The 17,178-nt window shown below is 65.2% G+C and carries 16 protein-coding genes and 1 other RNA gene; 6 read left to right on the forward strand and 11 right to left on the reverse strand.

Annotated features, from left to right (window positions below; genetic code table 11):
• Window positions 1–7 precede the first annotated feature (7 nt).
• The 3 genes from mraZ to hslV all read right to left on the reverse strand — a co-directional run bounded on the left by mraZ (window position 8) and on the right by hslV (window position 2,640).
• Window positions 8–436: a division/cell wall cluster transcriptional repressor MraZ gene (gene mraZ, locus H9K76_RS19725; RefSeq protein ID WP_187596986.1), complete on the reverse strand. Its 429-nt coding sequence runs from the start codon at window positions 434–436 to the stop codon at window positions 8–10.
• 252 nt (window positions 437–688) lie between these two features.
• Window positions 689–2,005 carry an ATP-dependent protease ATPase subunit HslU gene (gene hslU / locus H9K76_RS19730; RefSeq protein ID WP_187596987.1) on the reverse strand — a complete coding sequence of 439 codons (1,317 nt, stop codon included), beginning with the start codon at window positions 2,003–2,005 and terminating at the stop codon, window positions 689–691.
• 86 nt (window positions 2,006–2,091) lie between these two features.
• Window positions 2,092–2,640: an ATP-dependent protease subunit HslV gene (gene hslV, locus H9K76_RS19735; RefSeq protein ID WP_187596988.1), complete on the reverse strand. Its 549-nt coding sequence runs from the start codon at window positions 2,638–2,640 to the stop codon at window positions 2,092–2,094.
• Here hslV and H9K76_RS23605 point away from each other — a divergent pair.
• Complete coding sequence (locus H9K76_RS23605) at window positions 2,639–2,770, forward strand: hypothetical protein (RefSeq protein ID WP_281394114.1); 132 nt, start codon at window positions 2,639–2,641, stop codon at window positions 2,768–2,770. The two genes, hslV and H9K76_RS23605, sit on opposite strands and share 2 nt — an antisense overlap.
• Window positions 2,771–2,784: 14 nt before the next feature.
• Here H9K76_RS23605 and H9K76_RS19740 read toward each other — a convergent pair whose 3' ends face one another.
• From H9K76_RS19740 to H9K76_RS19750, 3 genes are all read right to left on the reverse strand, one after another.
• A complete protein-coding gene (locus tag H9K76_RS19740; protein WP_187596989.1) occupies window positions 2,785–4,515 on the reverse strand; it encodes an STAS domain-containing protein in 1,731 nt (576 codons plus the stop codon).
• A 67-nt stretch (window positions 4,516–4,582) separates the two neighbouring features.
• Window positions 4,583–5,326, reverse strand: a complete 744-nt coding sequence (gene dksA, locus H9K76_RS19745) for an RNA polymerase-binding protein DksA (protein ID WP_246475562.1) — start codon at window positions 5,324–5,326, stop codon at window positions 4,583–4,585.
• A 123-nt stretch (window positions 5,327–5,449) separates the two neighbouring features.
• The gene (locus tag H9K76_RS19750; protein WP_187596990.1) at window positions 5,450–6,583 is read right to left on the reverse strand and encodes a CobW family GTP-binding protein; all 1,134 of its coding nucleotides are present in this window, start codon (window positions 6,581–6,583) and stop codon (window positions 5,450–5,452) included.
• Window positions 6,584–6,857: 274 nt separating this feature from the next.
• On the opposite strand from H9K76_RS19750, the gene H9K76_RS19755 reads away from it, so the two are divergent.
• Window positions 6,858–7,778, forward strand: coding sequence for a phosphate/phosphite/phosphonate ABC transporter substrate-binding protein (locus H9K76_RS19755; RefSeq protein ID WP_223196262.1), 921 nt, complete (start codon window positions 6,858–6,860; stop codon window positions 7,776–7,778).
• A gap of 34 nt (window positions 7,779–7,812) precedes the next feature.
• On the opposite strand, the gene H9K76_RS19760 is transcribed toward H9K76_RS19755, so the two are convergent.
• The 3 genes from H9K76_RS19760 to dapF form a co-directional block, all read right to left on the reverse strand.
• A complete protein-coding gene (locus H9K76_RS19760) occupies window positions 7,813–8,781 on the reverse strand; it encodes a tyrosine recombinase XerC (RefSeq protein ID WP_187600752.1) in 969 nt (322 codons plus the stop codon).
• A 104-nt stretch (window positions 8,782–8,885) separates the two neighbouring features.
• The gene (locus H9K76_RS19765; RefSeq protein ID WP_187596991.1) at window positions 8,886–9,587 is read right to left on the reverse strand and encodes a DUF484 family protein; all 702 of its coding nucleotides are present in this window, start codon (window positions 9,585–9,587) and stop codon (window positions 8,886–8,888) included.
• Window positions 9,584–10,468 (reverse strand): diaminopimelate epimerase, encoded by an 885-nt coding sequence (gene dapF / locus H9K76_RS19770; protein ID WP_187596992.1) that lies wholly within the window; start codon window positions 10,466–10,468, stop codon window positions 9,584–9,586. Before dapF ends, H9K76_RS19765 begins: the two co-directional genes overlap by 4 nt.
• 125 nt (window positions 10,469–10,593) lie before the next feature.
• On the opposite strand from dapF, the gene H9K76_RS19775 reads away from it, so the two are divergent.
• The 4 genes from H9K76_RS19775 (at window position 10,594) to H9K76_RS19790 (ending at window position 15,800) form a co-directional block, all read left to right on the forward strand.
• A complete protein-coding gene (locus H9K76_RS19775; protein ID WP_187596993.1) occupies window positions 10,594–12,279 on the forward strand; it encodes an MBL fold metallo-hydrolase in 1,686 nt (561 codons plus the stop codon).
• Between the two features lie 243 nt (window positions 12,280–12,522).
• Window positions 12,523–13,188: an RNA pseudouridine synthase gene (locus H9K76_RS19780; protein ID WP_246475563.1), complete on the forward strand. Its 666-nt coding sequence runs from the start codon at window positions 12,523–12,525 to the stop codon at window positions 13,186–13,188.
• Between the two features lie 89 nt (window positions 13,189–13,277).
• Window positions 13,278–14,534, forward strand: coding sequence for a YjgN family protein (locus tag H9K76_RS19785; RefSeq protein WP_187596995.1), 1,257 nt, complete (start codon window positions 13,278–13,280; stop codon window positions 14,532–14,534).
• Between the two features lie 30 nt (window positions 14,535–14,564).
• Window positions 14,565–15,800: a M48 family metallopeptidase gene (locus H9K76_RS19790; protein WP_187596996.1), complete on the forward strand. Its 1,236-nt coding sequence runs from the start codon at window positions 14,565–14,567 to the stop codon at window positions 15,798–15,800.
• 93 nt (window positions 15,801–15,893) lie between these two features.
• Here H9K76_RS19790 and rnpB read toward each other — a convergent pair.
• Both rnpB and H9K76_RS19800 read right to left on the reverse strand, forming a co-directional pair.
• An RNA gene (gene rnpB, locus H9K76_RS19795) (RNase P RNA component class A) lies at window positions 15,894–16,289 on the reverse strand.
• A gap of 60 nt (window positions 16,290–16,349) precedes the next feature.
• A complete protein-coding gene (locus H9K76_RS19800) occupies window positions 16,350–17,171 on the reverse strand; it encodes an AraC family transcriptional regulator (RefSeq protein WP_187596997.1) in 822 nt (273 codons plus the stop codon).
• Between the last annotated feature and the right edge of the window lie 7 nt (window positions 17,172–17,178).

Here is a 17,178-nt window from a genome sequence, read left to right on the forward strand (position 1 = left end):
GCGGCCCCTAGAAAGAAAAATCTTTGAAAACATCCGGCATCTCACCTTGCATTGCCTCGGCCTCATCGGCGTCGTATTTCGCCTTGTCCCAAAGCTCGAAGTGATTGCCCATACCCAGCAGCATGGTGTCCTTGCTGATGCCTGCGCCCTGGCGCAGCTCCGGAGAGATCAGCACGCGTCCGGTGCCGTCCATCTCCACATCCATGGCGTTGCCCAGGAAGATGCGCTTCCACCATTGCGCCGACATGGGCAGCTGGGCGATGCGCTCGCGGAACTTTTCCCATTCGGGGCGCGGAAACACCATCAGACACCCATGCGGATGCTTGGTGATGGTGAGTTGGCCGGCAGCCGTCGCCATCAGGACGTCACGATGCCGGGTCGGTACAGATAACCGACCCTTTGCATCGAGACTGATGGATGACGCCCCTTGAAACACCGTTGGACCTCAGCTTGGTTGACCGGCATTTTCGAAAATCGCCGGCACTTTTCACCACTTAATTGCACTTTTTTGCACTGTAGCAGGAAAAGAACACCACGCAAGAGGTCAAGCAACACAAATTTGCAATGAAATCAATGACTTAGGCTCACCATCAAAGGTTTGCCACCCGATAAAACCCTTATTTATTAAGCACTTAGGGTTTGCTGTGGAAGTGACACTTGAGCCTTGTGAGCTAATTCGACAAAACCGTCAGAGAATGTATCTGGACAAGTCTTCGTTTTGACTGAGCATCTGTAGACGTGCATCAACATATGCGGCGTCGATCCGCACGGTCTGGCCCGAGAGCTTGACCGCATCGAAGCTGACCTCGTCCAGGAGGCGCTCCATCACCGTGGACAGGCGGCGCGCGCCGATGTTCTCGGTGCGCTCGTTCACGTCATAGGCGATGTGCGCCAGGCGGGTGATGCCGTCGGGGGCGAACTCCAGCGTCACGCCCTCGGTCGCGAGCAGCGCCTGGTATTGCTTCACAAGCGACGCATGGGTCTGCGTGAGGATGGCCTCGAAATCCTTCACCGACAGCGATTCAAGCTCCACACGGATCGGGAAACGGCCCTGCAGCTCGGGGATGAGGTCGCTGGGCTTGGCGAGATGGAACGCACCCGAGGCGATGAACAGGATGTGGTCGGTCTTGACCATGCCGTACTTGGTGGACACGGTCGTGCCCTCCACCAGCGGCAGCAGGTCGCGCTGCACGCCCTGGCGGGATACGTCGGAGCCCGAGGACTCCTGGCGCACGGCGACCTTGTCGATTTCATCAATGAAGACGATGCCGTTCTGCTCCGCGTTGGCGAGGGCGCGGCTCTTCACCTCGTCCTCGTTCACCAGCTTGGCGGCCTCCTCGTCGATCAGCAGCTTCATGGCCTCGGCGATCCTGAGCTTGCGCGTCTTGCGTTTCTCGCCACCCATCTGGCTGAACATGCCGCGCAACTGCTCGGTCATCTCCTCCATACCCTGGGGGCCCATGATCTCGAGCTGCTGGCGCGCCTCGGCCAGGTCGATCTCGATCTCCTTGTCATCGAGCTGCCCCTCGCGCAGCTTCTTGCGGAAGGTCTGGCGCGCCGCGCCGTCGGGCGCGGGTTCGCTGCCGCGGGCGGGCGGAATCAGCACATCAAGGATGCGCTCCTCGGCCGCGTCTTCGGCACGCATGCGCAGTTTCTTCATGTCGGCTTCGCGCGTCTGCTTGACGGCGATCTCGACGAGGTCACGCACGATGGAGTCCACATCCTTGCCCACATAACCCACCTCGGTGAACTTGGTGGCCTCGACCTTGATGAATGGTGCATCGGCGAGCCGCGCCAGGCGGCGCGCGATCTCGGTCTTGCCCACGCCCGTGGGGCCGATCATCAGAATGTTCTTGGGCGTGATTTCGTGGCGCAGGCTTATGTCCACCTGCTGACGGCGCCAGCGGTTGCGCAGGGCAATGGCGACTGCGCGCTTGGCGCTGTTCTGTCCGACGATGTGGTTGTCGAGTTCGGAAACAATTTCCTGAGGGGTCATCGAGTACATGGCGTCCCGGCAATGTCTGTGCTGAGTGAAAAGGAAGGCGTTTGCTTGTGCTCCCTCTCCCCGAGGGGAAGAAGGGAGCCCGTCGATCACAACGTCTCGATCGTGTGATGCATGTTGGTGTAGATGCACAGTTCGCCCGCAATCGCCAGCGACTTGCGCACCACCTCTTCCGCGGAAAGCTCGGTGTTGTTCAGCAGCGCCTTGGCCGCTGAATGCGCATAGGCGCCGCCGGAGCCGATGGCGACGATGCCCTGCTCGGGCTCCAGCACGTCGCCGTTGCCGGTGATGATGAGGGAGGCGGTTTCATCGGCCACGGCCAGCATGGCCTCGAGGCGGCGCAGCACGCGGTCGGTACGCCAGTCCTTGGTGAGCTCGATGGCCGCGCGGGTGAGCTGGCCGTTGTGCTTCTCGAGCTTGGCCTCGAAGCGCTCGAACAAGGTGAACGCGTCGGCCGTGGCCCCCGCAAATCCGGCCAGCACCTTGCCGCCATAGAGCTTGCGAACCTTGCGCGCGGTGCCCTTGACCACGATGTTGCCGAGCGTGACCTGGCCGTCGCCGCCGATGGCGACCTGGATGCTGCCGTCGGCCAACTGGCGTCGGACACTGAGAATGGTGGTGCCGTGATACTGTTCCATGGGTGTGAAAGATGGTGCCGAAGGAGGAAAACTCAAGGCGACAAGGCCCCTCTTTTTGCGTCTTTTTGAACCCCGCAACAAAAAAAGAAAAAGCGCGCAGGAGGTGCGCGCTTTCGGTTCCGGCGTTTGAGGGAGGGGCTGGCGTCAATTGCGGCGCGGAACCACCCACGCATGCTCGCCGACGCCGATCACGTTGAAGAACACAGCGATCAGGCGATGCAGGTTGGTGAACTGCACCACCTGCCCCTTGGCCTGCTGCTCGGCGGCCCAGTTCAGCACCGAGCCCGCCGCCGGGAAATCCATGCGGATCAGGTTGTCGCAGGCAATGATGAGCGGCGCATCCGGCTTGGCCTCTGCCTCGAAGGGCTGCAGCAGCGGGACGGCATCGCCATCGATATGGCCCGAGAGGCCCGGCAGATGCGCTTTTTCCTGCGCGGCGGCGCGGGAAGCTCCCATTGCCGCGCCGGGAGCATCCCCCTCACGCTGGCGTGCCTGTTCCAGGGCCGCGTTCGCGGCACTGTCGTCCCCGGAGAACCGGCACTTGACGGCGGCCCAGGATGGCGGGGAGACCTCGTAGGTCACGCAGTAGTCGAGCGCCACCAGTTCGAACTCATCGGGCAGGCTCATCAGGCGCAGCGTCGCCATGCGCAGGCGCCACCATTGGTCATCCACCGCACGATCGCCCGAGGGCGTCTTCGATTGCAGCAGTGCGCTGAGGGCAGGCACGCCGACGAACTTGAGTTCGACAGGTTCGTCCGCCCAGCGCTGGAAGAGATCAGCCAGTCCCGCGATGGCGGCCGTCTCGATATCGGCCATGCGCGACCAGTTCAGCGTCCATGGCGGTGCGGGTTTGCGCGCGATGGAGGCCAGCAGCGCCGTGAGCGACTGCTGCGTCAGCGTCGAGGGCGCGCTCCAGTTGAATTCACGCTGAATCGCGGCGGCTGCGCTGGCAGATGCGGCCATGCTCAGCCCCAGTTGCTCGGGCAGCGAGAACCACAATGGAGCCGACCGCCCGAAGCGACCTGCATATTCGATGGCCAGCTTGTCGAAGCGATCCTGCTGGCCCGTGGCCCGGTACAGATCGAACAGGGTCATCCAGATGTCGATCTGCTCCTTGGGCTGATCCTTCGCGTGTTGAGCGAGCACTTCCAGCAAGCCTGATTCGGCGCCCGCGTAGTCGCCATTGGCGAAGCGTATGGCGGCCTCTTCAAGATCAGGTTCGTGCACAAATTTCTCCAGTTCCTCGTGGAAAACAACCGCATCCATCCCCAACGTGGGCACCTCAACCCCTGCGGGAGCACCCGGGAGCCCCATCGGAAGGGTCGACGCCACTGCGCCGTCCACCAACGGAGTCGTCGGGGCAAATCCCATCGATGCCGTCAAAGGCGCCGTAGGAGCAAACTCCAGGGGTACCTCCGCCGTTCCCGGCCCATCATGGATGGGCGGCACCACGCGCGGCACCGCAGGAGCGTCGCCGCCAGCAGCGCCCGGCTTGGCACGCCACCACTGCTGCGACATCTGCGCCTCGATCTCGTCGATCTTCTTGAGCGTGACCGCCCGGCCGTCGGGTGACGCCGTGGCCGCCTGCTGCTGCAGCAGCGTGCTCTGGGCAAACGACGTGCGCCCCGTGGCGTCCTCGAGCTTCTGCCCCTGCACGACCTCCTTGCGGCGAATCTTGCGCAGCTGATCGAACTCCCTGCGGCGCACGAAGTCGTTACGCCGCTTGCGCTCGATCATCTCCTTGAGCACCTGTTTACTGTACAGGCCCTCCTTGTCCTCTTCGGGCGCGTCCAATTCTGACCACTGCACGGTCGGGTTGCGCACAAAACGCACCACCTTGGACAACAAGCCGCGGGCAGAATCTTCCTTGCTCATGGGGCAGCATGGCTTGCGCGTCGCAGTGTCCATGGACCAGCCATGTCCGCCGCGGGCGCGTACGCCATCAATCTCCGTACATCTTTTGCTTCAGCTCACGACGCTGCTGCGCTTCGAGCGACAGCGTGGCCGTGGGGCGGGCGATCAGGCGACCCACACCGATCGGTTCACCGGTTTCGTCGCAGTAGCCATAGTCTCCTGCATCGATTCTGGCGATGGACTGCTCGATCTTCTTCAACAGTTTGCGCTCGCGGTCGCGCGTGCGCAACTCCAGCGCGTGCTCTTCCTCGATCGTCGCACGATCCGCCGGATCAGGCACGACGACGGTGTCTTCGCGCAGATGCTCGGTGGTCTCGCCGGCATTGTTGTGCATATCTTGCTTGATTTGCGTCAACTTGTGGCGAAAGAACGCCAATTGCTTGTCGTTCATGTACTCGCTCTCGGGCATGGCGAGCACTTCGGCGTCGGAGAGCTCTTCTCCGTTCTTCGTTTTCCAGTTGTTGGCCAACTTGGGATCCTTCTTGGCGGCCGCCGCGGTAGCTTGCAATGTCGTAGGCATAGTGTCGTTTCTGCTGGCGACGGAGGCCGGATTGGCCCCCGCTTTTGCCGGTGATGGTACGGGCGAATGCGTGGATCGGGAAGTGTGCCGGGATTCCCCTGCGTCCTCGGGCTTGCGTGCTCCGGCCGAAGCGGCCGGCGCGTTGCCCACCGCCTTGCCAGCGCTGGGTGCCTGGGCGGTCGCCTTGGACTTGCTGGGTACGGCTTTCACTTCCTGTCTCCTCGCAATACGGGCGGAGCCGGAATCATTGATGGCACAACGATCCCGGGTTTTTCGGGGCGCGATTGTAGCGATCTATTCATCGGATGGGGGAAAAGTGGTGCGCATTCCACGTGTACTTTCTCAATCCCTCATCACAAAAGGAACGATTCCGCGTCAGACCAGGCACTGCTCCAGGCCTTGCACCAGGATGTCCTTGGGCAATTCGATGCCGATGAACACCATCTTGCTCAGGCGTTGCTCACCCTCGGCCCACTCCGGCCCCAGGTCGCTTCCCATGAGCTGGTGCACGCCCTGGAAGATCACCTTGCGGTTGGTTCCCTGCATGTTAAGCACGCCCTTGTAGCGCAGCATCCTCGGCCCATAAATGTTCACAATCGCGCCCAGAAAGTCTTCAAGTTTTACGGGGTCGAATGCGCGCTCGGCACGGAAGACGAAGCTCTTCACATCGTCGTCATAGTGGTGGTGATGGGGGTGGTTGCAGTGCTCGCCATGCTCATGGTCGTGGTGGTCGTGCCCACAGTGCTCGTCGTGCTGGTGGTCATGGCCTTCATGGGCATGGTCGTGCTCGCACTTGCCGTGGTCGTGATCGCAGTGGCTGTGATCATGATCATGGTCGTGCCCGTGGTCGTCTGCCTTGAGGAAGTCCGGATCGATGTCGAGCTTGGAGTTCAGGTTGAACCCCCGCAGGTCCAGCACTTCCTGGAGCGGCACATCGCCGAAGTGCACCGCGCGGATCGGTGCCCGCGGGTTCATGTGCTTCAGGCGGTGGATCAGGGCGTTCTTTTCGTCCTCGCTGACCAGGTCGGTCTTGGAGAGGAAGATCTGGTCGGCAAAGCCCACCTGGCGGCGCGCTTCCTGGCGGTCGTCGAGCTGCTGGTTGGCATGCTTGGCATCCACCAGCGTGATGATGGAGTCGAGCAGATAGGTCTCGGCGATCTCGTCGTCCATGAAGAACGTCTGCGCCACCGGTCCGGGGTCAGCCAAGCCGGTGGTCTCGATCACGATGCGATCGAACTCCACCAGTCCCTTGCGGCGCTTGGCCGCCAGCAGCTGCAGCGTCTGGCGCAGGTCCTCGCGGATCGTGCAGCAGATGCAGCCGTTGCTCATTTGCACAATCTGTTCCTTGGACTCGGTCTTCAGGATGTCGGTATCGATGTTCTCCTCGCCGAACTCGTTCTCGATCACCGCGATCTTCTGCCCGTGTGCCTCGTGCAGCACACGCTTGAGCAAGGTGGTTTTACCGGAACCCAGAAAGCCGGTGAGGATGGTTGCGGGAATCAGGGACATGATGGGATTCACTTTCTGCAAAAAGCCCAAGGCACGCCGCCGGAATGTCCGGGGGCGTGCCGAGAAATATTCCTGGCAAGTTTAGCCATGCGGGACGCCGCCCCTAGATAAGGGCTCTCATGTCCTTTGCAAGAGAGCGATTACTGAAACATGGCCAGTATTTTTCACCTGTTTCCACAATCCGGGATGTTCATGAGCCGCTGCCTGGTTCACAAATCAGAGGTCTGGATTAATAATTTAACGAGCAAACAAAAATTTACATACAGGAGCAAGCATGTCCAATCGCCCATGGGCCACCCCAGGGAGCCCTGGTCACGCCAGCGGCCGCCCGCTCGTCGCGTCTTCCCTGCGCAGGCTGGCCCGAGGCCTTGCCGGCACCGTGCTCGCCACCGGGCTTGCTGCCGGCGCCGCGAACGCCGCCGACCTGACCATGGGGATCAGCGAGGGCACCTCAGGGGGGCTGGATCACGCGCAGGTGATTGCCAAGTACCAGCCGCTGGCCAACGTGATCGCCGCGGCCATCGGCGCAAAGGTCGATGTGGTGTTCGTGCGCGAGTTCAAGGCGCTCGAAAGTGGCATGCAGACCAACCGCTTTGACTTCATGATGGCCCGCCCCAGCGACTACCCGGCACGCGGCCTGCGCGACTACAAGTACCGCTTTGTCGCGAGCGCCAAGCCCGACGGGCAATGCCTGATCGTCGTACCCAGGGATTCACCGATCAAGACGCTGGCTGATGCAAAGGGCAAACGCTTCGTCATGCCGGAAAAGGTCTCCTACATGAGCCGTTTCTGCGCCGCGGAACTCCGCGATCAGGGCATTCTTCTCGACAAGGAAAACGTCAAGTATGTGCGTGAGCAGGGCGCGGTGACCTTCTACATGGACAACCACTTCTCCGACGTGGGCGGCCTGGCCTCGTATTCCGGCGCCGCCAAAAAATGGCTGCAGGCGGGCAACCGGGTGATCCACAAGAGCGTGGAGCAGCCCTACTTCCCGCTGATCGCCAGTGGCGAGATTCCGGAAGCCCAGGTGGCCGCCGCGCGCAAGGCGGTGCTGAGCCTGGGGGAGACTCCCGCCGGCCAGGCCGTGCTCAAGGGCATCGGCATCGAGCGCTTTGATGCCGGGGGCGAGCAGCGCCTGCGCGAGCTGCTCAAGTGGCTGGGCACCGAGGCAACGGAGGCCACCGCCGCGAAATAAGCCGAGACAGGATGCGCCGGGTGCGGATGGAGGCTCAGTCCTCCGACTTGCGTCGCGCGCGCGGGTGGGCCGCGTCATAGACCTGCGCGAGATGCTGGAAGTCGAGGCGGGTGTAGACCTGTGTCGTCGTGATGTTGGCATGGCCCAGCAGCTCCTGCACCGCGCGCAGGTTCCCGCTGGACTGCAGCAGGTGGCTGGCGAACGAATGACGCAGCATGTGCGGATGCACGGGCGTGGTCAGCCCCGCCAGCTGACTGCGCTCGCGCAGGCGCAGCCAGACGGACTGCGGGGTCAGGCGCGCTCCGCGCCGGCCCACGAAGAGCGCTGAATCGAGCCGGGCCGACGGGCCGCCGGATTGCGCGCCACCAAACGGCTGCGCGCGCACCTCGAGCCAGGACCGCACGGCCTGCATCGCCGCGGCCCCCATGGGCACGCTGCGGCGTTTGGCGCCTTTGCCGAACACGTGGGCCTCGCCCGCCTGCAGGTCAAGCCAGCCCCGGCCCTGGGCATGCGCCGCCGAGGTGGCGATCACATCGAGGCCCACCAGTTCGCCCACGCGCAGCCCGCAACCATAGAGCAGCTCGACGATGGCCGCATCGCGCGCCTCGAGCCATGGATCGGCACCCGGCTGTTCATGTTCTGCCAGCCGCACGGCGTCGTCGACTCCCAGCGCCTTGGGCAGCGGCTTGGGGGCACGCGGCGCGCGCACATCCTGCACCGGGTTGTTCGGCACCAGCCCCTGGCGCGCGGCCCACGCGAAGAAGCCGCGCCAGCCCGACAGGATCAGCGCAATGCCACGCCCGGAGCGCCCCGCGCCGTGCATGCGCGCGACGAAGCCGCGGATGTGCGCATTCTGCAGTTCAAGCAGCGGCCGGTTCGCGCCGGCAGCGAACTGCACCAGCTTTTCCAGATCGAGCGTGTAGAGCGTGAGCGTGCGGGCCGCGAGGCGCTTCTGCACGCGCACGTATTCCAGGTATTGCAGCGCCTCGGGGGGCAGCACCACGGGCGCTGCGGAAGGCGCGGGGTCGGCAGCTTCCGCCGCAGCAGCGGACCGGGATCTCGACGCCTTGCCCCGGGTTGCCACGACGCGATCCGCTGCCCGCCGGGTCAACGCAGGCGCGACAGCGCGGAGCTGGCGAGCTCGGCCATGCGCGTGAGGAATTCCGTTCCCATGGCCGCGTCGAAGCGCGCCGGGTCGTGCGAGCCCAGCACCAGCATGCCGAACGCGGGCTCGGTGCTGTCGATGGCGCCATCGCGCAGCGGCAGCAGCGCAAGCGACTGCACCTGGGCGGCCTGGGGCAGCCACTGCGTCGGCTCGAAGCCCATGTTCGCGCCGCAGAACGGGCTGGTCAGCGAAGAGGCGAAAGCGCGGGCATCATCGCTCACGCCACGCGCGAAGGTCTCGCTGGCGAACACCGGGCCCACGCCCCATACGCGCAGGGCCACCTGCGGCACGTCGAACAGCTCGCGCATGCCGTTCTCCACGGCGGCCGGCAGCTTGATCGGCTCCTTCACGGACAGCATCCGGCGCGCCCACTCATGGGTCTTCTCGCCGATGGCAGTGTTCTCTCCGCTGTGGCGCACCATGTCCATGATGCGCTGCTCCAGGCCCTTGATCTTCTCGCGCAGCATCTCGGCCTGCCGCTCGTGCAGGCTGACCGCACGGTGGCCGTGCGGGCTCGTGATGGTGATGCTGGACAGCACCTCTGCATGGCGTTCGAAGAAATCCGGCGTGTTGAGCAGGAATTCCGCGATGTCTTCTTCGGTGATGGGTGGCACGGCGGGGTTCACGTTGTGGGGATGGGTCATAGGTCGTCTGGAATGTCGATCTGGCCTTCGAACACGGTGGTGGCCGGTCCGGTCATGAAAACGGAGTCCTGCGGGTCGCCGGACCATGCGATGGTGAGCAGGCCGCCCGGGGTGTGGACATCCACGCGCCGGTCGAGCAGGCCCAGCCGGATGCCGGTGGCGACGGCGGCACAGGCCCCGGTTCCGCAGGCCAGGGTTTCGCCCACGCCGCGCTCGAACACGCGCAGCTTCACCTCGGCGCGGCCCAGTATCTGCATGAACCCTGCGTTCACGCGGTTGGGGAAGCGGCGGTGGCTTTCGATCTGCCTGCCGATGATCTCGACAGGCGCCGTGGCCACGTCCTCCACCAGTTGCACCGCGTGCGGGTTGCCCATGGAGGCCACCGCGCACCACACCACGGTATCCGCGCCGCTGGCCGCGTCCCGCACGTCCACGGGCCATTGCACGCCATCGCCCAGCACGCGCGCCACCAGGCCTTCGGCGTCGAATGGCACCAGGGCAGGGGTGAACTCGGGACGGCCCATGTCGACCGTGACGCGGCCATCGGGCATCAGTTGCGGGGCGATCACGCCCTTCATGGTCTGCACGCGGATCGAGTCCTTGTCGGTCAGGCCCTTGTCACGCACAAAGCGCGCAAAGCAGCGCGCGCCGTTGCCGCACTGCTCCACCTCGCCGCCGTCGGCGTTGTGGATCACGTATTCGAAATCCACCTCCGGCGTCGGCGCTGCACGCACCGTCAGGATCTGGTCGGCGCCGATGCCGAAATGGCGGTTGGCGATGAACCGGTATTGCCCGGCCGTCAGGCCACGGCGCCCGGCCGTCTCGTCCAGCACGACGAAGTCATTGCCGGCTCCCTGCATTTTGGTGAAGCGGATCTGCATGCACCAATTATCCGTCCACAGAGCCACCCCGCACATATCCCTGCCGTAATAAGCTGTAGCGGTGCGGCGGCGGTGCCGTCACGTGCGCGCCAGCACAACCCGGCCCGGATGCCCATAATGCGTGCATGCCCCGCTCGAACCAACAACTCCATATCCATCGCGAGCCCGCCAGCACGCGTCCCGCGGCCACCGTGCTGTTGATGCGTGATGCGCCGACAGGCAACGGCGACACCGTGCTCGAGGTGCTGATGACGCGCCGCTCGCCCCATGCCAGCTTCCTGCCCGGCGCCTACGTATTCCCTGGCGGCGGAGTCGACGCGCAGGACGCATCCCCCGCCTCGCACGCGCAGACCGACCACCGCCCGACCCAGGATGCGCAGCGCGTGACGGAGGCGATCGCGGGCATCCGCGAGAGCTTCGAGGAGCTGGGCATCCTGATCGCCCGCCACGCGGAGGACGGACGCTTTGCCGATGCCACCGACATCGCCGCGATCGACCGCAGCAAGCCCTTCGTCCCGCAGTGCGCCGCACTCGGCCTGCGCCTGGCGGCGGACGACATGCACGTGCTTGCGCACTGGACGGCGGACCGCACGTCGCCCAAGCGCTTTTCCGTGCCATTCCTGGTGCGCCGCATGCCGCAGGGGCAGGAGCCGGTGGCCGACGAGTCCGAGCAGTTCGAGCCCGTCTGGGTGCGCCCGGCCGACGCGCTGGCGCTGCACAAGGAGGGCAAGTTCTTCATGATCTTTCCGACCATCCGCACGCTGGACCACCTCACGCGCTATCCCACGGTGCAGGCGCTTCTCGATGCCATCTCGCGCGACGAGGCGCCGCTGTGGAACTGCTGCCCGCGCAGTGGCCTGGTCAAGGGCCGCGAGACGCGCTTCATGGACCATGAGCCGGCGTTCGGCGAACTGGCCCTGGTCACGCCCGACGGCCAGATCCTGCACCCGCTCGACTGGCAAAGCGAGCATGCGGTGCCCCTGCTCAAGAACGTGCAGCGCCTGACCGCACCCAATCCCGGCGTGATGACCGGCCCCGGCACCAACAGCTACCTCGTGGGCGATCCATCGACCGGCTACATCGCCATCGACCCTGGCCCGGACGACGCGGGCCACCTGGAGAGGCTCTGGCGCGCGGCGGGTGGCGACATCCGGCAGATCGTCTGCACCCATTCGCATCCGGACCACTCGCCCGGTGCCAGGCCGCTGCAGACCCTGGTCGAGCAATATGGCAAGCCCCGGCCGCCGATCCTCGGTCTCGCGTCGCGCCCCACGGCGCAGGCCCACAGCCATTTCACACCCGACCGCGAGCTGGCCGACGGCGAGCTGCTGCAGTTGCGCGGACCAAGCCCCCAAGGCGAGGTCACGCACACGCTGCAGGCCATCCACACGCCCGGCCACGCCGCCAACCATGTCTGCTTCATGCTGCGCGAGGACGGCCTGCTGTTCTCGGGCGACCACATCCTGAACGGGAGCACGACCGTGGTCAGCCCGCCCGACGGCAACATGGATGACTACCTGGAATCGCTGTCCAAGCTCGATGCGGCCTGCGGTGAATTCGACGCCAATTTCATCGCGCCGGCCCATGGCTACGTGATCGAGAAGGCGCGCGAAGCCATCGCCAGGCTGCACGCGCACCGCCTCGCCCGCGAAGCCAAGGTGCTCAAGGCCATGCAGGCGATTCCGGATGGCGACGTCGACGACTGGGTGAAGATCGCGTATGACGACGTGCCGGAGCGCATGTGGCCGGTCGCGCTGCGCTCGCTCCAGGCCCATGTGGACCGCATTCGCGCCATGGAGCCCGGCAACTGAATGAAATGGGACCGTTGCGCAGCCCGCATGACTGTCTCGCACATGGCGTTCTGCCTGCAGGGATTCGGCGCGTGGTGAATAATCATCGCCCTGCCGGACGGTGCGTGCGGCGTGATGAAAGTGCGAATGGTGGAAAAGCAAGCAACCGATGGCGCGACGCGTGCCCCCAAGGGACCGGCTAAAGAACCAGCCAAAGGATCTGCCGCGAACCCGGCCGAAGGGCAGCGCCTGTCCAAGCGTGTGATGCAGCACAAGGGCTGCTCGCGCAGCGTGGCCGAACAGTACATCGAGGGCGGCTGGGTCAGCGTCGACGGACAGGTCGAGGAAGAGCCCGGCATGCGCGTGCTCGACGCGCAGCGGGTCGAGGTGGCGGCCGACGCGAACCTGCTCGATCTCGCACCCGTCACGCTGCTGCTCCACCAGCCTGCCAACTGCTCCGATCCGCTCGATTGCCTGCACCCCGGAACGCACAGCGCGAGCGACCCGCAGGCAGGCCGCATCCGCGTGCTGCAGCGCCATTTCAGGCGCCTTCAGGACTGCGCGCCGCTGCCGCTCGCTGCGCATGGGCTGGCTGTTTTCACGCAGGACCGCAACATTGCGCGCAGACTCATCGACGACGCGCAGACGATGGAGCACGAGTGCATTGTCGAGGTCAGCGGCGACGTGGCTGCGGCCGATCTGGCATCGCTGCGATCGGGCCAGCCGCTGCCACCCGCCAAGGTCAGCCGCCAGAGCGAAAACCACCTGCGCTTCGCGCTCCCGGGCACGGCGGTGCGAGCGATCCCCGCGCTCTGTGCCAGCGTTGGGCTGAAGGCGGTGAGCGTCCGCCGCATCCGCATCGGCCGCATTCCGCTCGCCAAGCTGGAAGAAGGCGGGTGGCGCTTTCTGGGGCGCGGCGAACGGTTCTGAGCCGCCGTCGTTCTTCCCCCTCCCACGGCCACCCTTTTCTCCCCGGCAGCCCCTATACTCGGCCCACCATTCACCGAGGGAGACCGGCCATGGATGCCACAAGCGCAAGCGACATCCGGCTCAGCACAGCACCATCCAGCGAGACCGCGGAGAAGATCCGCGCGCACCGCCTGCGTTTTACCGGCAGCGGCGGCGAGTATTTCCGCGTCTGGATCGTCAATGTGCTGCTGTCGATCGTCACCCTGGGTTTCTATACGCCGTTTGCCCGAAAGCGCACGGCCCAGTATTTCTATGGGCACTCGATGATCGCCGGCAGCGCGCTCGAATTCACGGCCCAGCAAAAGCGCATGGTGATGGGCTTCCTGATGGTGTTCGCACTCACCGCGGCCTACCAGCTCGCCCTGCGCACCGGGCAGGACACCGCCGTGTCGCTGTTCCTGCTGGGCGGCGCGGCGCTGGCGCCCTTCATCTGGGCCAGTGCCATGCGCTTTCGCCTGTCGAACACGCGCTGGCGCGGCCTGCGCCTGGTGTTCACCGCCAACTGGAAGGAAATCTACAAGGCCAGCTGGCCCGTGTTCGCCTTGGCGCTGGTGTGGATCGGCACATTCTTCGCCATCGACGCACTGATCCCGGACGCCATGGCCGAAGGCGAGGAATCCCTGCGCCGCCGCATGCCCCGAATTCCCGGAGCCGCATTCGGCGTGCTGGCGCTGTCGCTGTTTCTCACCGTCCTGTGTTTCATCCGCATCGAGTACAACTACCGCAGCCTGCTCGTGCTGCGCACACGCATCGGCAATGAAGTGAGCCGCTGGAAGCCGGTGTACATGGATTTCGTGAAGATCTGGGCGGGCACCGTGCTGATGTTCCTTTTCTCGATGCTGCTGCTCGTCGCGCTGGGCTTTGCGGCCTACGGCGGCGCGGCCCTTCTCATCAAGAGCCTGATGCTGGGCGGCGGAGCGATGTTCGTGGTCATTCTCCTGGTCGGCGCCGTGCTGCTTCTCCTGCTGCTTCTGCTGGCCAGCGGCCCGGCGCGCGCCTACCGCGAGGCGCGCATGTTCCATCTCGTCTGGAACAACACCGGCATCAGCACCATCGCACGCTTCAAGTGCTCGCTGTCCGTCGGGGGCTTCGTGCTGCTGCGCCTGAAGAACATGCTGCTGACCATCCTGACGCTGGGCTTCTACCGTCCATTTGCCCGCGTCAACGAGTACCGCATGAAGTTCGACTCCGTCACCCTCTATGTGAAGGGCAGCATGGATCAGCTCGCCGGTCGCCTGGAGCAGGCGCAGAAGGAAGGCTTCGGTGACGCACTCGCGGATGCCGCGGGACTCGACCTGATCGGATGACGCCTGCTCCGGCCCACGCATGATGACCCGATGACCGCCACGGCCCCTGCCCTGATCCGCGCCCACTGGTTCGACGGCATGAGCAGCCAGCCCCGCAGGGTGCTGGTGAGCCTCGAGCCCGCCGGGCGAAGCGGCCCCGCGCTGCTGATGCATTCGCTGCAATCGCCCGGCTCGCAGCCCCGGCGCTATGCGCACAAGGACATCACCTGGCCCGAGCGCTGGAGCGCCCGGCGCATGCCCGAGCGGCTGGTGCTCGACCTGAACGACGGCGGCAGCCTGGAGATCCTCGACACCAGGGGCTGGCAGCAGGCCCTGGAACAGGGCGGTTTCCGGCCCGGCCTGGCCCAGCGCATGCAGACGCGTTGGCCGGTGTTTCTGGGGGTGTTCGTTGTGGCCGCGATCGGCATGGGCCTGTTCTACCGCTACGGAACACCCTGGGCAGCCACCCAGATCACGCGCTTCGTTCCCCTGCACTGGGAAACCGCGCTGTCGCAGGAGGCCATCGCGCAGATGGACGAGGGCATGCTCAAGCCCAGCAAGCTGGCCAGGGAGCGGCAGGCGCAATTGCGCGGCGAATTCGAATCGCTGCTGGCAAAGATGCCGCCGTCGCTCATGCGCTACCACGGCTACGCGCCGCAGTACACGCTGCATTTCCGCCGCGGCATGGGTGCCAACGCATTTGCGCTGCCCGGGGGCGCGATCGTCCTGACCGACGGCCTCGTCGAAACGGCAAGCCGCAAGAAGATCGGCGACGACGCCATCATCGGCGTGCTGGCCCACGAGATCGGACATGTCGCGCACCGCCACACCACGCGCATGGTGGTCGAGCAGGGAGTTCTGCAGACCGGCCTCGGCCTCGCACTGGGCGACGTGTCATCCATCGTCTCGATGGGCAGCACCATGCTGACGGGCCTGGCCTACCAACGCGACCACGAACGCGAGGCCGACTGCTTCGCGATAGCGGTGCTTCAAGGCTCCGGCCTCTCCACCGCACCCATGGGCGCGTTGCTGCTGGCCATGGCCAGCGACCGCAAAAACGAGGGCAAGGACGAGGGTAACGAGAAGGACGGCAAGAGCGGCGATGCCGCACCGCAGCCGCCCGCATCCTCCGCCAGCACCGCGGCACAGTCCGGGGACAACAAGAGCGCCGACATCACGATCGGTGACGAAGGCGTGTTTTCGCTGCTCAGCACCCACCCCGAGACGGTGGCCAGGGCCCGGCAGCTCAAAGAGGGCAGATCGCCGCATTGCCCGGCAGAAAGATAAAGATTCTCGCGGTACGCCGGGATGATCGCGAGGCTTTCAGAACGACAGCCTGAGCAGCGCGCGCCCGGTATCCCGCGAAGAAACGAAAATAAAGTGTGAAGCCCGCCGATAAGCCGGATTCTGTGCACCGTGGTCGCCCACGGCGTGACCGCCATTAATCTGGGCCGGGTGTCGCCACCACGGCTCAATGCTACCTACCCGCCAACTCTGCGGAACCACATCAACGCTGGCCTACTTGGTATTGCTGCGCGTAGAGATTGCCCGTTTCACCCAAGGCGGCTCCGCCGCTTCGGGTGGCCATGTCATTGCAGGCTTGCGCCTGGATGTCATGGAACACCCGGAATACGGGGATCGCCTTGACTCGTCTCTGTTGCTCTGATCCTCACCTCACGGTGGGCAGCCGTTAGCTGCTACGCTGTCCTGTGCAGTCCGGACGTTCCTCCAGTGCGGCCTTTCGGCACTAGCACCAGCGGCGGTCTGGCGTGCTTCACGGGCATGATTATCTCGCGTTTGGAGTGACATGCCGGCCGTCAGGGAATCGCGGCCCGGTCAGACGGAGGACGCGCCCATCAGGACCTCCTTGCGGAACTGGTCGGGCGACATGCCGGCCTCGCGCTGAAACATCGCGATGAACGCCGAGGCGGTGCTGAATCCCAGGTCCATCGCGATGGCCTGCACGGAGGCCCCGTGCTCGAGAGAATCCACCGCCCGCAGGTACCGCAGCCGCTGCCGCCATTCCCCCAGGCTCATGCCCAGTTCCTGCTGGCAGTGCCGCGCCAGCGTGCGCTCGGTCATGAACACCCGGCCGGCGAGCTGCGCGACCGAACCGCGGTGCCCGGGCTCCATCCGCAATGCATCCAGGATGCTCTGCAGTGCGGGCGTCTGCGCCTCGGGCAGATAGCTTCCCTGCACCTGGCTGCAGCGCATCTGGTCGAGCAGCACCTGCGCGAGCCGCAGGTCCTCGGGCGACGAGGGCAGATCCACTCCGCGCTGGTTGAAGTCCGCCAGAATGCTCTTGACGATCGGCCCGATCGTCAGCAGGCAGGTCTGGCGGGGCAGGTCCTCGCAGAGCTCGGGCTGGATGTAGAACGCGCGGTACACCGCCGCCTGCTGCATGTAGCAGCTGTGCTCCACTCCCGGTGGAATCCAGATGCCGTACTGCGGCGGCGCCACGAAGCGCGCGTCGGCCGTCTCCATGCTGATCGTGCCGTGCGGGGTGTAGTTCAGGTGCCCCAGCCGGTGGCTGTGCGCATCGGCCCAGGTGCCCGCCCCATATTCGTCATAGCGCACGTAGAACGGCGCGGTGATCCCGTCCACCTTGACGGGAACGAGCTTGGTCTGGCGGGGCCGTGCGGCACGGATCGAGGTCATGAGGATT

The organism is Diaphorobacter ruginosibacter (assembly GCF_014395975.1).
In the GTDB taxonomy this organism is placed as follows: Bacteria; Pseudomonadota; Gammaproteobacteria; order Burkholderiales; family Burkholderiaceae_C; genus Diaphorobacter_A; species Diaphorobacter_A ruginosibacter.

What these genes read in the sequence shown, in the direction of transcription:
- hslU (WP_187596987.1), bottom strand. Translation starts at nt 2,005, where the DNA reads ATGTACTCGATGACCCCTCAGGAAATTGTTTCCGAACTCGACAACCAC.
- H9K76_RS23605 (WP_281394114.1), top strand. Translation starts at nt 2,639, where the DNA reads ATGGGTGTGAAAGATGGTGCCGAAGGAGGAAAACTCAAGGCGACAAGG.
- hslV (WP_187596988.1), bottom strand. Translation starts at nt 2,640, where the DNA reads ATGGAACAGTATCACGGCACCACCATTCTCAGTGTCCGACGCCAGTTG.
- H9K76_RS19740 (WP_187596989.1), bottom strand. Translation starts at nt 4,515, where the DNA reads ATGAGCAAGGAAGATTCTGCCCGCGGCTTGTTGTCCAAGGTGGTGCGT.
- H9K76_RS19750 (WP_187596990.1), bottom strand. Translation starts at nt 6,583, where the DNA reads ATGTCCCTGATTCCCGCAACCATCCTCACCGGCTTTCTGGGTTCCGGT.
- H9K76_RS19755 (WP_223196262.1), top strand. Translation starts at nt 6,858, where the DNA reads ATGTCCAATCGCCCATGGGCCACCCCAGGGAGCCCTGGTCACGCCAGC.
- H9K76_RS19765 (WP_187596991.1), bottom strand. Translation starts at nt 9,587, where the DNA reads ATGACCCATCCCCACAACGTGAACCCCGCCGTGCCACCCATCACCGAA.
- dapF (WP_187596992.1), bottom strand. Translation starts at nt 10,468, where the DNA reads ATGCAGATCCGCTTCACCAAAATGCAGGGAGCCGGCAATGACTTCGTC.
- H9K76_RS19775 (WP_187596993.1), top strand. Translation starts at nt 10,594, where the DNA reads ATGCCCCGCTCGAACCAACAACTCCATATCCATCGCGAGCCCGCCAGC.
- H9K76_RS19780 (WP_246475563.1), top strand. Translation starts at nt 12,523, where the DNA reads ATGCAGCACAAGGGCTGCTCGCGCAGCGTGGCCGAACAGTACATCGAG.
- H9K76_RS19785 (WP_187596995.1), top strand. Translation starts at nt 13,278, where the DNA reads ATGGATGCCACAAGCGCAAGCGACATCCGGCTCAGCACAGCACCATCC.
- H9K76_RS19790 (WP_187596996.1), top strand. Translation starts at nt 14,565, where the DNA reads ATGACCGCCACGGCCCCTGCCCTGATCCGCGCCCACTGGTTCGACGGC.
- H9K76_RS19800 (WP_187596997.1), bottom strand. Translation starts at nt 17,171, where the DNA reads ATGACCTCGATCCGTGCCGCACGGCCCCGCCAGACCAAGCTCGTTCCC.